The organism is Bifidobacterium sp. SO1 (genome assembly GCF_018555335.1).
In the GTDB taxonomy this organism is placed as follows: Bacteria; Actinomycetota; Actinomycetes; order Actinomycetales; family Bifidobacteriaceae; genus Bifidobacterium; species Bifidobacterium simiiventris.
Window position 1 is genome coordinate 117,771 of the sequence record NZ_JAFEJR010000008.1, and the last position, 13,391, is coordinate 131,161.

Sequence of the window (13,391 nt, forward strand, 5' to 3'; positions counted from 1 at the left end):
AATACAAGACCACGCATGCGTCAGGGACGCATGCGAAAACGCATGATCGTATTCCCCGCCCGCATTCTCATCGGCATCATTCTCTCGATGATGATGCTTTTCCTCCTGCGCCGATTGGGGCTGCGACCCGTATGGATGACGGAGCATCCGGACATCGGACTGGCTCCCATGATCCTCCTGCCGTTCGTCCCTGATTCGAATGCCGGTCTTCGACTGGCTTCGATCACGATCGGAATGGCATGCGGACTGTGGCTGGTCGGGCATGCGCGGGAAAGACCGGTATACGGGCCGCCGGTCACATCTCCGAAAAAGCATCGCCCCAACCACAAGAACAAGGAACCGGAATGGAAGCTCCGCCCTTCAGGGCAAGGTAAATCAGGATACGAAAACAGGAGCATCGGCGAAGGAATCCTCGAAAAGCCGACAGCTCCCCGAAGAACGTGCCCGCCACGTTTTTCGGGAGCCTTGATAATCCGCTAGTCGAGTCCGTCGCCCGCGTCGAAGTGGGGGACGACGGCGATCGTGACCGGCTGTGAATGGTAGGCGGGCGGCGGCCCCACCGTACGGAACGCGATCACATGATCCGGCAGCGACTCCAACGTCTCCATGTCCACGCCGCCCAGCACCTTCACGCCCGGCATCGCGCTCGCATCCGAGCGGAGCGTGAACGTGCCGACCGTCATCAGGCCGGCCAGGGTGGCGAGCAGACGATCATCCAATTGGAGCGCATGCTGCGTGCCCGCGATCAATCGGACACCGTAGGCGCGGCCCTTGTCGCGCAGCCATGCGATCACGCCCGCATTCCCGCCATCGCCGGTCGTGTCGCCGATCACATCCGTCAGCTCGTCGATGAGGATCGTCATCCGCCGATCCTTCGCCTGCCAGCCCGCGCAGCCCATCGTGATCGCATCCTTCAACGATCGGAACAGGATCGCGCCCAGAAGACTACGCGCCGTATCCGGCATGTCCCGATGACGCCCCTGCTCATCCGCATTCACGCTCGCGCCCAGGTTGATGATGACCCGAGCATCCGCATGCCCGTCCGAACGGCGGAGGATCGTCTCCCAGGAGAGCATTGGACGATCGGGCGCGGTCAGTCCCAGGGGGAGGAGGATTTCGAGCTTGTTCAACGGGGCGGACAGATTCTGGTAGAGCGTCTCATCCCTCACCTGCGGGCGCCCCTTGTCGTTCATGCCGCCGTGGAGCCGATCCACCGCGGAGCGGGTCGCGTCCGAATCATCGCCCATGAGAATGCTGTGCGCCAGCGCGCGCGCATCCGGAATGCCGTTGTGTCCGAGCAGGAGCGCCGCGCCGGTCAGCCAGTCCCCGTAATCCGGGGCGCCGCATGCGCTCCGATGCTTCATCCCATCCCTGTCCTTCAGTCCGGTGAGGCTGAGCATGATCGCGTCACGGGTCTGCAGGCGGCTTCGCTGGCCGAACTGGGTGACGCCGAGCGCGTCCTGCATGAGTCCGGCGAACCGGTCGGCCTTCTCCAGATCCGAACCGTCGCCGAGCAGGCCGATCATCGGCGTACGGGGATCGTTCGCGTCGATGACGATCATGCCGGGCGTGATCCTTCTGTAGATGGGGATCGAGTCGGCGCCCTTCGATTCGAAGCCGACGATCACATCCCCGTTCCGATGATTCCGGCCGATCCATGCGAGGAGACCGTGCATGAGATTCGACTTGCCGGCGCCCGGTTCGCCCATGAGGAACACGCCGCCCCACAATGCGGAAGCCCAGAGGCGAATGTCCCGGTTCTCCGCGTCGCGGGCGAGCAGCGGCCCATCCGCATGTTCGAGCATGTCGGGCCGATCCGTGAGCGCGGTGATGCTCGCCCCCCGGATCGCCGTCGGCGTCGCCAAGGCCGCGAGCGTGCTGGACGGGAGGGGGAACGTGCTCCGTTGGAACGCGTACGCGTGGACGCGGCGCGTGCCGCTCTCGTCATTGCCTCCCATGAGGGTCTTCCGATCCGCGTCACGGCTCAATCGCATGCGCGCCGTCCACCAGCGGTGACGCGGACGCTGATCCACGTCGTTCAGCGAATCATGCTTCATCCACCAGCGCACGCCCGCGCACGCCAATGGGATGAGCCCCAGGGCGGGGAGAACCGCGAGCCATGCGGGACCGGGAATCAGGAAGATGAGGAGCAGGAGAAGTTCAAACAGGCTGCAGGCGAGCAGCCAGCCCAGGCCGGGACGGCTGACGTGCGCGCCCAGACCGGGCACGAGACCAAGGTTCAACGCGTTGGCGGCGCGGGTCGCCTCATCCTTCGCCCTGCGGCTTGTGGCCGCTCCGGCGATGACGCGAACCGCGCCGACGCCCTCGCCGCACAGCTTGCTCGAGTCGGCCTGACGGTTCATTTCGTCGCTCACCCAGTTCTTGTTGCGGATCGCCTCCACCCAGCCGAATCGGCGCACGTTCAATACGATGACCGTATCCGGGTCCGGGTCGATGCGCGTCTCATCCAACTGGGGCTGATCATCGCGCGCGGTACGGCTCAGATTCGTGCCGATCGGCACGAACGCGTGCGCCCACACGTTCGGCGCGTTGAGCACATCCGCGGGTTCATCGCAGGGGCGGGCGGTCGCGTTCGCGGCGCGCGCCATGCGTACGGCCGCATCCTTGCCGTACCGTTCGCCGACGCCAAGCCAGCGGCGTTCGCCCTGGATGATGAGCCGGCAGCCGTCGTCATGCCTCCACCAGTCGAACCAGCCGGGCCGGCTGGACAGTCCGATCGCGTCGGCCGCGGCCTTCGCCTGCTTCAAAAACACGCTCCCGTCGGCGTCCGTTCGGAGATTGCGGGGCTGGGGGATGAGTTCGTACCAGAGCATGCGGCACGGCTATGCCGGACGCATGAGCCGCCCGTCACAACGACGGGATTTCGGAGGAGACCGTGATGAAGGCGACGATCACATACGAGTGGACGGAATACGGGACGATCCCATTGCCGAGATTGAGGAAGCCGAGGAACTGGATCGCCACCCGGACGGAAACCATCGAACTGCGGGAGCATGATCCGATCAATCCGGCGATCGGCGATTACATCTGGGATGGTTCGCAATGGTGGAGTCCGATCGGCGAACGGGATCTCCCCCGGCGTCCCGACTGGGATCGGGAGGATCACGACAGGTCCGTACGCAACCATACGCGCTACGAGGAGACCGCGCCGTGGATGACGGCTGCCGACGGTCCCAAGGAGATCGCTCTCCGTCGCAGCCGGGCTCGAATGGCCGCGCTCATGTCCTTCCATGAAACCTGCGCCCTGTTCGACGGACAACCCTACCGTGCGTGCGGGGAGCCGCACTGGCGGCTCGGGACTGAATACCGTGCCGGGTGTGAACTGTGGCGCGTGACCGTCTGCGAAGGCATCCACGAGCATACGGACGAATGCGAATGGAACATCACGCGCATCGATGATGCCATGGGACGGCTGGATGAGATCGCCGGACATAATCATTCCGTCGACCGGACGATCCCCGACATGCCCGTCCATGACGTGCGCACGGTCAACACCGTGTTCCACGACTACGCGCCCATCCCGCCCGAACACCATTACTACAGCATCAACGACGGGGACATGCTGCTCGACGTGTACGCGGACTGGCTGAACCGATTGAAGACCATTCCGAACATCCTCCACACGCATGAGGGCGTGACCATGCTGGACAGGAGGCTGCTCAGCGTCGATCAGGAGGAGGAGCTGCAGCGTTTCCGCGAAAGGCTACGCTCGAACGGCATGCTCCTCGCATGATCGCATCAGATGATTAGGATGAGAGCCATGCTGATTCCCGATACGATGCCCGCGCCGCGACGGGTGAAGACCCCGAGCGTCTACTACTGCTACCGCATGCTGGTCGACTCCATCTGGAAGACGGCCCGGCTATGCGGCGCGAACATCGGTTACGATGATGCGGAGAACATCCGGTACGGACAGGTGACGCCCGGCATGCGCATCACGGATTTCGACATCCTCCAACCCGCATGGGGAGGATGGAAACGGCTTTACGACGACATGAGCCTGACCCCGTTCGACGGACTCTGGCTGGACTTCATCGACCCGACGGTCGAAGTCCGTGCACTGCTAGACGGGCTCAGGGACTCCGAACCGGAGATCATTCTCACGACCGTCTGGCCGCATGATCACATGACCGCGATCCTTGCCGCTAATCATCGACTTCTCCACGCCGACATCGGACTGCTCATGCCTCCGGCGAAACTGATCGAAGACGCCATTGCAAGATTCGATGCCGGAGATGTCGAATGGGTGCATGACCATTGCATCGACAAGGCTCCAAGGGAATAAGGGAATCATGAACGCAGCCAATCAGAGTCGACAGCCGAAAGGTCTCCCGCAGCATGTGGCGGGAACATTCAAAGCGATGGGAGGGAAACCGAATTCGGATATCGAAGGCCCCGTTCCGATGACAAGCCCAAGACGGAAGGCAATCGAATTCGCCCATGACACGGCGGTGGAACGCATGTACCGGACCGCGGGCATCGAACTGCCGGGCATGACATTCCCCCAGACAAGGGACATTCTCATGGGCATGGCCCCGCAGGGAGTCGATGAGGATGATGTTCGCACGGTCGTCAACATCCGGGATGCATGGCGGCTCCTGTTCGACCGGATCGACGATCCGATCAGCGCGGATCTTCTTCTCGAATACAATCAGAGGATCGGACACTGGCTGTTCTTCATGCCCGGCAACTGGCGTACGCAGAAAGTCGGCATTGGGAAATCAGCATACGTGCCCAAACCTCGCATCGACTATGAAACGGATGTCAGACCCGTCCTTGAGTCGAATGAGCGGATTGGCGATCCGTTGGATCGCGCAATGAACCTGTTCTGCGATATCAGTCGCGGACAATGGTTCAACGATGGCAACAAACGCACCGCCCTCATGGCAGCCAACCATATTCTCATAGATTCAGGCATTGGAACGCTTGGCATCGAACCATCCCAACGGCATGAATTCGGGGGAGTGCTCGTCCGATTCTACGAGACGAATGATCGGCCCCCGTTCATCGACTGGATGACCGAAAATGCACTGACCCGTATTCCGGATGGGTGCTGACGGCCGGTCGCATTCCTATCGTCCGCCGCCGAGTCGCAGATCCGTGGACGCGTCCGGGAACCGCTCCTCCCATTCGCGGATCTCCAGATCCAACGCGTACGGGTCCGCCCACTCCGCGCGCCCGTCATCCAGCCGGCAGACGATCATGTGCGGCGTCAGATGGCGGGGCACATGCACGATCCTCGGCTTCAGACCGCGACCGCACCCGTACATGAGACGCGCGCCCGTCGGCTCCCATTCGCCCAGGCCGAACCTGCGCGACCCATTCGCATCCGAGTAGCCCATGAGCCGGCCCGTCACCGTAATCAGATCCCCGATCCTCAGATCCTTCGGCGGCTCCACGCCGGACAGGCCGGGCGTAAGATTCCGCACGTCCAGCCACAGATGCGAGTCGACCACCCTTCCATTGCGGCCGAAGACCACGGTCGGCGACGTGAGACAGATACGGCCCATACGCCAGTCCGCACGCGCATACCCGGTCAGCAGCCCGCACACGCTCACGCACAAGGCGCCCGACCCGTCGGGGATCGCACCCTCCTGCAGGAGTCCAAGCCGTCGGCTTGCATCCGTACGCCGGGCGAACCCGGTCTGAATCGTCCGATACGCTATCTGAAGTCGGGCCGCATCCAGATCATCCCTGATCCGCTCATCACGCGCCAACAGGGGGAGGCGTTCGTCGACGCGCATCCCATGCCGTTTCGCCTCGCCCGGATCACAGCCAAGCCAGAGCGCGGTCTGCGCCCGCTCATCCACCGTCACCTTCGGACCCTCCCTCCGCCGATCGGCAAGATTCAGCATCCGGCGCACGGTCACATCATCAAATGTCATATCGTTCATACCGAATCGCATGCGTCGTCCGTTGACGCATACGCCCCCGTATGAACGACAAGAACCTCTGCGAATGGGACGGGGGACGGCTCCGCCTCCACGTCGCCGACTGCCGGACCATGATCGCCGCCCTGCCCGACAACAGCGTGGACAGCGTGGTCACCGACCCGCCGTACGAACTCGACTTCATGGGCCGCGACTGGGATCGGACCGGCATCACATTCGACCATGACCTCTGGACGGACATTCTCCGCGTATTGAAGCCCGGAGGGCACGTGTGCGCGTTCGCCGCGACCAGAACCTACCATCGGCTCGCCTGCGCGATCGAGGATGCGGGATTCGAAATCCGCGACCAGATCGACTGGGTGTACATGAACGGATTCCCGCACGGCATGAACGCGACCGTCACCATCGACCGTCAGCGCCGATCCGACCGGGAGACGATCCGCCGCGTGTGCGCATGGCTGCGCGACCGGCTCGACGAAACGGACGTGACCGTCGCGGATCTCGCCCGCGAATTCGATGTGAGCGACAGTCTCATCCACCATTGGACCGCCGGCCCCGACTCGAAACAGCCCGCCATCCCCGGCATGGAACGATGGCAGCGTTTGAAGGAGCTGCTCCATTTCGACAGTACGATGGATGAAACCGTCCGGCGACTGAACGAACGGAAGAACACGCCCTCCGACGAATGGGAGCGGCTGCCCGTGCTCGGCGAACACGCGTCCAAGCCCGCCGGATGCACCGGGGAACGGTTCACGGCACGCGACAATCTCATCCGCGAGCCTTCGGACACGGCGAAACCATTCGAAGGCTGGCACTCCCAATTGAAGCCCATGCATGAGCCGATCTGCCTCGCCCGCAAACCCTTGGAAGGCACGCTCGCCGACAATCTCCTCACCTACGGGACCGGCGCATTGAACATCGACGCGACCCGCGTGCCCGTCACCGGCCGCGACCGGGAGGATTACGAGAACGCGTGGCGGCAGGACGGGGACGACGGGCCGAAGAGCAATCGGATCTACGGCAATTACAACCATATGAAAGGCGGCCGGCCCGGCGACGGACGCTTCACGCCCAACATGATCATCGACCAAGAGATCGCGCGCACCCTCGACCGGGAGAACGCGACCAGCGTCAGCTCCCGGCACAAGGATCGAAGCACCGTCAAGGAACGCGTCACGGACACCGGATGGCGGATGCGCGGCGGACTCGGCAGCGAATACGACGACAGGGGAGGGATCAGCCGATTCATCCCCATCATCGAATACGTGCCCAAACCATCCGACCGCGAACGCCCCACCGTCGACGACACCTACCATCCGACCGTCAAACCGGTCGAACTCATGCGACGGCTCATCCGGCTCGTCACCCCGCAGAATGGTCTCGTCCTCGAACCATTCGCCGGGTCCGGCACCACACTGGAGGCCTGCCGAATGGAGAACATGCGCTGCGAGGCCGCGGAACTCTCACCCGAATACGCGCGTCTCATCCAATCACGAATGAGCCGCCCCATCATCCCCACACTCATCTAAAACCATTCCTCCCGCGCATGCGAATCCCTGACGCATGCGCGGGAACATGAGCGAATGGACACCCAAACCCGACATGAGCGGCGACCCGGCAGCCAGGGACGAACTCGACCGGCACGTGAAAAGCCTCAACTGGGATGCGCACGCCATCGAATACGGAAGCCGCCAACGGCTCAAGGTCGCCGAATGGCTCCACACGACCGATCTCGTCTACGGGGAAATGCGACGCCTCTACCCGATCGAGGAACAACGACAGACCATGACCCGATGGGTCGGCATCCGCATCTTCGAGAAAATCACCGGCATGCCCATCGAAAGCAAAAGCAGCCAATGGAACTGGAACGGCCTCTGGGACCCGACCGAAAACACCAGCTTCTGCGGCTGGGTGCGCCGGCTCGCCGTCAGCATCGCCCAATGGAACGCGAAACGCGTCCTCAAGAACAAGACCGTCAGCACCACCACCCTGGAACACGAGGACGGATACAATCCCGCATACGATCGCGCCGACAGCACCAACCCTCTCGCATCCTTGGGATTGCGCGTCTTCGACGAACACCCCGACCTGCACATACCACGCCCCGTCGAAGGCGAACGCGACAGGCTCATGCGACTCGTCACCGACCGGCCCGACGCGACCGGATTCAAACGGGAGCTCATCACATGCGGACTCTGGGATCACAGTCTCGAACCATTGGACGACCAGACCGTCGCCGCGCTCATGCTCGCACCCATCCCCTTGAAGGTCGCACCCCTCATGGAACACGCATCCTACCGGTACGAATACGAGCCGGAACTCCTCCGCCTCTACTGGCCCACCCAGACCAGCCGTCGCAAGGTCAGCCAGCCCCGGCTCCGCGAAGCGGTCAGCCGGGCCGCCCGACAGAACAGGCTTCCCGTCACCCAGCCGATCATCACCGACCTAGGCACCGTCGCCACGCTGCTCGCGCTCGGCTGACCCGCGCGAAAACCTGAACGGGTCCGGACCCGACGGCACATACACGGGCCGGCCATGACAGTCGACCGTATCCAGAAACACGGCGAACAGCCAGGCCGACAGTCTCGCGCCGCCCGTCCGCGCATCCAGCAGCCAGGAGAGCGACACGTCGCCCGCACGCGACACGCTTGTTCCAGTCCACTCCGCCGCCAGACGGATGTGACGGAGACACTGCTGCTTCGAATGCGCGAACGCGGCCTGCTCGATCAGCCACACGTGCATGGCGAGAATCGCGGGATCACGACCCGCCTGCATGAACAGGCGCGACAGGCAGTGCAACGGCATGCCACGCTCCCAGGTGCGCCGCTCCCGAAGACTCTCCTCCATGAGAATGCGAAGCGCGTCCGCGCGACGTTCACGCGCCGCAATGCTCGCCGTCACGCCTACCTGCGGGTCCACGGCCACCATGATCCCTCCCTCCGTCGTTCGAACCGTTTCGGATCGGCGCCACACCATGCGGCCGCACGGCGCAGCCAGTCGGGTTCCATGCCCTTCGGCCAGCCGACGCTCATCCGTTTCCCCTCACCGGGGGTGAGCATGAGCGTCGACCTGTCATCCCACTGATCCGTGCCACCGTATTCCGCGAGCCCGTTCAGCAGATCCTTCCATTCATGCGCCGGCTTCGGTTTCACGTTCACGCCCGCGACGCCGATCGCGAGAGTGATCTTCGGACAGCGGATCGCATCCAGGCAGGCGAGACCGTCATCCAGCTGACTGCCCGTCTGGCCGATGCGGAAGATGATCCGCGCGCCCGCCTGAAACACCATGGGGCGCATCACCCGTCCGGCGAACGAATGGGGATCATTCCACTGGCGGCCGTCGATCCTGTCCGCATCCACGATGATCATGTCGCACATGGATCGCAATGAGAGGATCGCCTCGAGATAATCGTCGTTCGCGGTGAGACTGTGCGTGTCGGCCGGCCCGCACAGGAGCGCGAACGCGCCGCCCGTCTCCAGTGGTTTGACGAGCGCGTCCATCATCCCGTCGGTGCGCGCGTATTCCAACGCCTTCGTTTCGGGAATACGGAGGAACATGCGCTGCGACTGCTGGCCCGCGTTCCCGTCGACCAGGCAGGTGCGATAGCCGTGGAGGCCGAGCGTATGGGCGAGCATGCGCGCGCCGGTGCTTTTGCCTATTCCCCCGGAGCCTCCGGTCATGAACACGATTCGAGCGGTTTCAACCATGGTTTTCGCCTATGCGCGGCTAGTTTCCCGTACTTCGCAAGAAAAACGGCTTGGCGCCTTTGATAGTGATTCAGGGATTATTCGATTGATTGGATTGGCGTGTGTTTTCCTTGATTCGTTGTGATTGTCTTATCGTGGTTTTCGTTCCATGTGTTGCGTTGGACGTGTTTCGTTTTGTCCGTTTTGGTGATTGTGCTGGCGGGGAGGGGTGTTCTGTCTTCTCGTCTTCGGTTGTCGTTGTGGTGATTGGCTGTCTGCGTCTGTTGTCCCGTCCGCTTTTGTCGTCTTCCGTTTTCCGTTTGGCTGTCTTGCGGTTGAATTGGTTTGTCCGTGTCGTCGTGTTCCGTTCTTTCGTGTCGGGGTGCGGGGGCTGGCTGTTCTGGTCGGGCCGGTGTGGCGCCGGTGCGTGTGTCCCGTGCGCCGCGCGGGGGCGGCGCGTGGTTTAGACGGGTGGAGGGAAGCTGTCTGTGTCCGGGCGCATAGCGTGCCCGTGCTGATCATCATCCAACCCGTCAGGAGGTTTGCATGTTCGAGAATGACAACGCGTGGCCGTCGTTCGACACGACCCCGGAACCGGAGTCGCAGCCGGTCGTCCAGCCGGAACCGGAGCCGGCTGCTGAATCGGAGGCGAAGCCGAAAGCCGGTGCGAAGCGCGGCAAGCCGGCGCGCAGGCCGGCGAAGGGCGCGGGCTTCCAGTGGAGCGCGGATCGCATCCGTCAGGCGCGTAGCGCGTTCGACGCGGTTGCCGATCCGACGGCCGCGCATGTGGTCGCCACGGTCGCGAACGTGCCGGAGGATGATCCGGATCGGATCGCGCTCGCCGTGCTGAAGGGCACGGTCGCGGGTCCGGCCAGTCTGCTGGTGCGTGCGCATGACGAGCAGGATGCGGTGAAGCGTACGATTCTTCTGGTCGGCGTGCTGGAGAAGGACAATACGCTGATCCGTCAGACGGCGAGGGTCGCGTTGGCGTTGGATGCGGGTCTGGAGGATCGGTTGAAGCCGCAGGGCGGGTCGCCGATGGAGCTGGCGACCGTGCTCGCCCAGTCGGCGAATGGTCTGAATGTCGATCCGATTCGTCGTCTCGGGGAGTAGCACTGTATGGTGCGACCGTATACGCTGACGGTCGGGCAGACGGCCCGGCTATTGGATGTGCCCGAAGGGTTTCTTCCCCTCCTGTCCGAACGTGGCCTGTTCCCGTGTCCGGAGGAGGATGGCGCGTATGACGTGCGTGAGGTGAATCGGGCGCGGAGCGCTCGCCCGTGGATGCGTCTGCTGGGCGTGCCCATGTGCTTGGGTGAGCTGGCGCATGTGGATGCGCGGCTGCGTATTCCCGCTGGTCGCGGGTTCACGTGGGCGGGCCGCAGGTACTGCCGCCTGTGGGAGTGTCTGGCCGCGGGCTGGAATGCTTCGATCCCCGACCCCGTGTAAGGGGGGCGCATCGGCTCCTCCCGTGTCAGGGGGCGGAGGAATGATCCTCCGCCCCCTGTTTTGCTCTTTGGCGCGGACGCATGCGGAAACGTATGAGTGTTGATCCGGTGATCGTGTTCGACGAGTCGTCGAACACGCTGTATGCGAGCGTGTCGCGTCCGGTGCGCGCGTCGTTCACGATGCTTGACCAGTGGCATTCGTGTCCGGGCCGTTGGGTGGGGGATCGTCTGCTGCCGAAGCCGCGCGAATGGGGTGACCCGTTGACCTTGGGGTCGCTGGCGCATGCCGCTTTGGAGCTGGCGTGCGGGCATCCGGAGAAGGATGATCCCGACTGGCGTGCATTGTGCGCGCTCGTCCCGGATGTGGAGCGCGAGCGGAATCGTGTGCGCGGCTGGGGGAGTGATCCGATTCCCGATGGGGTGCTTATGCCGGATGGCCGTATCGCGACGGAGGAGGATTGGGTTCGGGCCGCGACCGGCAAGCTATCCGGGTTCCGACTGTCGGATGCGTTGGGCCGACCGTTGACGCCCAAGGTGATGGAGCAGTCATTGGAGGCGGATCTGGATGGGATTCCGTTTCGCGGCGCGGTCGACTATCGGGATTCGGATGGGTCGGTCGTCGACTGGAAGACGGGTCATGTGCCCGCATGGGCTTCCGGCCGTGAACGTCACGCGGACCAGCTGCGCGTGTACCGGATGCTGTTGAACGCGCATGACGTGGATGTGCGGATGGCGCGTGACGTGTATGTGGAGTCGCGCGCCTGGGCCGACGCGGACCTGTCCGACAGGGCGTGCGGAATCACCTTGGATTGGATGCGCGACGCGTGGGATGGTCTCCAAACGGCGACCGGCGTGGATGGGAGCGGCGGATACGCGTTGAGGCCGTCCGGTTTGTGTGGCTGGTGTCCGTTGGCGTTGGCGTGTCCCGTGGCGCGGATTCGCAGCGCGAAGGCGAGGCTTGCGGCGTCGAACAGTGTGACGGGGGATGATCCTCGGGTCGGGTTCCGGCGGACGCATGCGCCCGGCTGGAACAAGCCTCACAAGGGAGGGGAGGAGCATATGGTGGATCTGCTGTCGCTCATCGGCGGCGTCGACGAACCGACGGACACGGAGAAGCCCGTCACGGCTTCTAAGCCGGTCGCGGAGTCGAAGCCCGCGACTATGACTGCGGGGCCGGCGCCGGACCCGTGGCTGTCGGAGGCCGGCCGCAAGGCCATGGACAAATGGGGCGTCACCCAAACCGTCACGGAGGAGGACCCGTGGGCGCAGCCCATGACGCCCGCGACGCCCGCACCCGTGACGCCCGCACCCGCGGAGGATGCGGTGAAGCCGGCCGACGCTCAGCCGGTCGCATCCGGTGAGGTGCGATTGGCGGAGCGCAGGCCGTATGATCCGACGATCGGCGCGAATGGGATGGTGAACACTGCCGGCTACGGGTTCACCCAGTACATGATGCTCTGCGCGTACGCGACCCTGCTCGCCGACACGCACAAGGAGCGGGTCACGCCGATCCGCGACCTGCTATTGGACGTGGAGTGGCGTATGGCGCGCGACGCGTTCGGCATGATCGTCCCCGACGTGCCCGGACTCGCGGACGGTACTCCGGAGCGCGGCCCGCTGTTCACGTGGCTGGATTCGACGCTCGCCCGCGACGCGGATCGGGTGCTCCGCATGCTATTGGACGCGCGGCCCCCGTCGCGTGACGGCGTGTCCGATTCCTTGGATGCGACGCTGGATCGGATTCGGGAGTGCGGACGCATGGGCGGGAACGTGCTTCGACTGACGGCGGATCGGCTTCGCGCATAGGCCGTGGCATCATAATCGCATACACGACAACACACATTGGCATGATTCAAGGAGATAAGGAACATATGACCCGAACCAGCGAATACGGCGGCATCGAATACGCGCTCCAGCGCGTCTCGGATCACGCATGGCTGTACGACGGAGACCTGGACGGCGAGGACACGGCATGGGAGCCGGACGCGGATGACGCGACCTGGCTCGACACGAAGGATGACGTGATCCGCATGGCCGACCGTCTCCACCTCGCCAACGAGGACGGGGATGGTCCCGCCGACGGCTACATGATCATGGAACGCGACTGGGTCAACGAGGAGGAGATCACCGAGGAATACGAAACCCCGGAACCCCGCCCCGCCAACTGACCCGGACTTCCATTCACCCGACACGAAATGAGGGGGTCGGGGATCATCTGTGAACTGCGCCCCGGAAGTTGGACGTGGTTTATTAAGGGTACCTGATCAGGCTGTGAGGGACATATTCCGGAATTCCTCCGGGGTGTGTCCCTCAAGTCGTTTCTGCCTTCGTTTGGTGTTCCAATG

General features: G+C 63.8%; 15 protein-coding genes. 10 read left to right on the forward strand and 5 right to left on the reverse strand.

Annotation, left to right across the window (positions count from 1 at the left end; all coding sequences use genetic code 11):
• Positions 1-30: 30 nt before the first annotated feature.
• On the forward strand, positions 31-480 hold the full coding sequence (locus JS541_RS08315) for a hypothetical protein (RefSeq protein WP_214373996.1): 450 nt from the start codon (positions 31-33) through the stop codon (positions 478-480).
• Here JS541_RS08315 and JS541_RS08320 read toward each other — a convergent pair.
• Positions 477-2,834, reverse strand: a complete 2,358-nt coding sequence (locus tag JS541_RS08320; RefSeq protein ID WP_214373997.1) for a hypothetical protein — start codon at positions 2,832-2,834, stop codon at positions 477-479. The two genes, JS541_RS08315 and JS541_RS08320, sit on opposite strands and share 4 nt — an antisense overlap.
• A 65-nt stretch (positions 2,835-2,899) precedes the next feature.
• On the opposite strand from JS541_RS08320, the gene JS541_RS08325 reads away from it, so the two are divergent.
• The 3 genes from JS541_RS08325 to JS541_RS08335 all read left to right on the forward strand — a co-directional run bounded on the left by JS541_RS08325 (position 2,900) and on the right by JS541_RS08335 (position 5,078).
• Entirely contained in the window at positions 2,900-3,754 is an 855-nt protein-coding gene (locus JS541_RS08325; RefSeq protein WP_214373998.1) for a hypothetical protein, read from the forward strand.
• A 27-nt stretch (positions 3,755-3,781) separates the two neighbouring features.
• Entirely contained in the window at positions 3,782-4,306 is a 525-nt protein-coding gene (locus tag JS541_RS08330; RefSeq protein WP_214373999.1) for a hypothetical protein, read from the forward strand.
• 118 nt (positions 4,307-4,424) lie between these two features.
• Positions 4,425-5,078: a Fic family protein gene (locus tag JS541_RS08335; protein WP_214374000.1), complete on the forward strand. Its 654-nt coding sequence runs from the start codon at positions 4,425-4,427 to the stop codon at positions 5,076-5,078.
• 15 nt (positions 5,079-5,093) lie between these two features.
• On the opposite strand, the gene JS541_RS08340 is transcribed toward JS541_RS08335, so the two are convergent.
• Positions 5,094-5,906: a hypothetical protein gene (locus JS541_RS08340; protein ID WP_214374001.1), complete on the reverse strand. Its 813-nt coding sequence runs from the start codon at positions 5,904-5,906 to the stop codon at positions 5,094-5,096.
• Positions 5,907-5,956: 50 nt separating this feature from the next.
• On the opposite strand from JS541_RS08340, the gene JS541_RS08345 reads away from it, so the two are divergent.
• Together JS541_RS08345 and JS541_RS08350 are read left to right on the forward strand one after the other, a co-directional pair.
• Positions 5,957-7,441 carry a DNA methyltransferase gene (locus JS541_RS08345; protein WP_214374002.1) on the forward strand — a complete coding sequence of 495 codons (1,485 nt, stop codon included), beginning with the start codon at positions 5,957-5,959 and terminating at the stop codon, positions 7,439-7,441.
• Between the two features lie 46 nt (positions 7,442-7,487).
• On the forward strand, positions 7,488-8,393 hold the full coding sequence (locus tag JS541_RS08350; RefSeq protein WP_214374003.1) for a hypothetical protein: 906 nt from the start codon (positions 7,488-7,490) through the stop codon (positions 8,391-8,393).
• Here JS541_RS08350 and JS541_RS08355 read toward each other — a convergent pair.
• Together JS541_RS08355 and JS541_RS08360 are read right to left on the reverse strand one after the other, a co-directional pair.
• Positions 8,358-8,840 carry a hypothetical protein gene (locus tag JS541_RS08355; protein ID WP_214374004.1) on the reverse strand — a complete coding sequence of 161 codons (483 nt, stop codon included), beginning with the start codon at positions 8,838-8,840 and terminating at the stop codon, positions 8,358-8,360. The two genes, JS541_RS08350 and JS541_RS08355, sit on opposite strands and share 36 nt — an antisense overlap.
• Positions 8,816-9,619 carry a hypothetical protein gene (locus JS541_RS08360; protein ID WP_214374005.1) on the reverse strand — a complete coding sequence of 268 codons (804 nt, stop codon included), beginning with the start codon at positions 9,617-9,619 and terminating at the stop codon, positions 8,816-8,818. The genes JS541_RS08355 and JS541_RS08360 overlap by 25 nt, the downstream gene beginning before the upstream one ends.
• A gap of 525 nt (positions 9,620-10,144) precedes the next feature.
• Between JS541_RS08360 and JS541_RS08365 the strand changes: the two genes are divergently transcribed.
• From JS541_RS08365 to JS541_RS08380, 4 genes are all read left to right on the forward strand, one after another.
• Positions 10,145-10,711 (forward strand): hypothetical protein, encoded by a 567-nt coding sequence (locus JS541_RS08365; RefSeq protein WP_214374006.1) that lies wholly within the window; start codon positions 10,145-10,147, stop codon positions 10,709-10,711.
• Positions 10,712-10,717: 6 nt separating this feature from the next.
• Positions 10,718-11,047, forward strand: coding sequence for a hypothetical protein (locus JS541_RS08370; RefSeq protein ID WP_214374007.1), 330 nt, complete (start codon positions 10,718-10,720; stop codon positions 11,045-11,047).
• 92 nt (positions 11,048-11,139) lie between these two features.
• Positions 11,140-12,852, forward strand: coding sequence for a PD-(D/E)XK nuclease family protein (locus JS541_RS08375; protein ID WP_214374008.1), 1,713 nt, complete (start codon positions 11,140-11,142; stop codon positions 12,850-12,852).
• A 65-nt stretch (positions 12,853-12,917) separates the two neighbouring features.
• Positions 12,918-13,214 carry a hypothetical protein gene (locus JS541_RS08380; RefSeq protein WP_214374009.1) on the forward strand — a complete coding sequence of 99 codons (297 nt, stop codon included), beginning with the start codon at positions 12,918-12,920 and terminating at the stop codon, positions 13,212-13,214.
• 96 nt (positions 13,215-13,310) lie between these two features.
• Here the strand turns inward: JS541_RS08380 and JS541_RS08385 are convergent.
• On the reverse strand, positions 13,311-13,391 hold an 81-nt coding region (locus tag JS541_RS08385; RefSeq protein ID WP_214303740.1), incomplete at its 5' end, for an IS3 family transposase.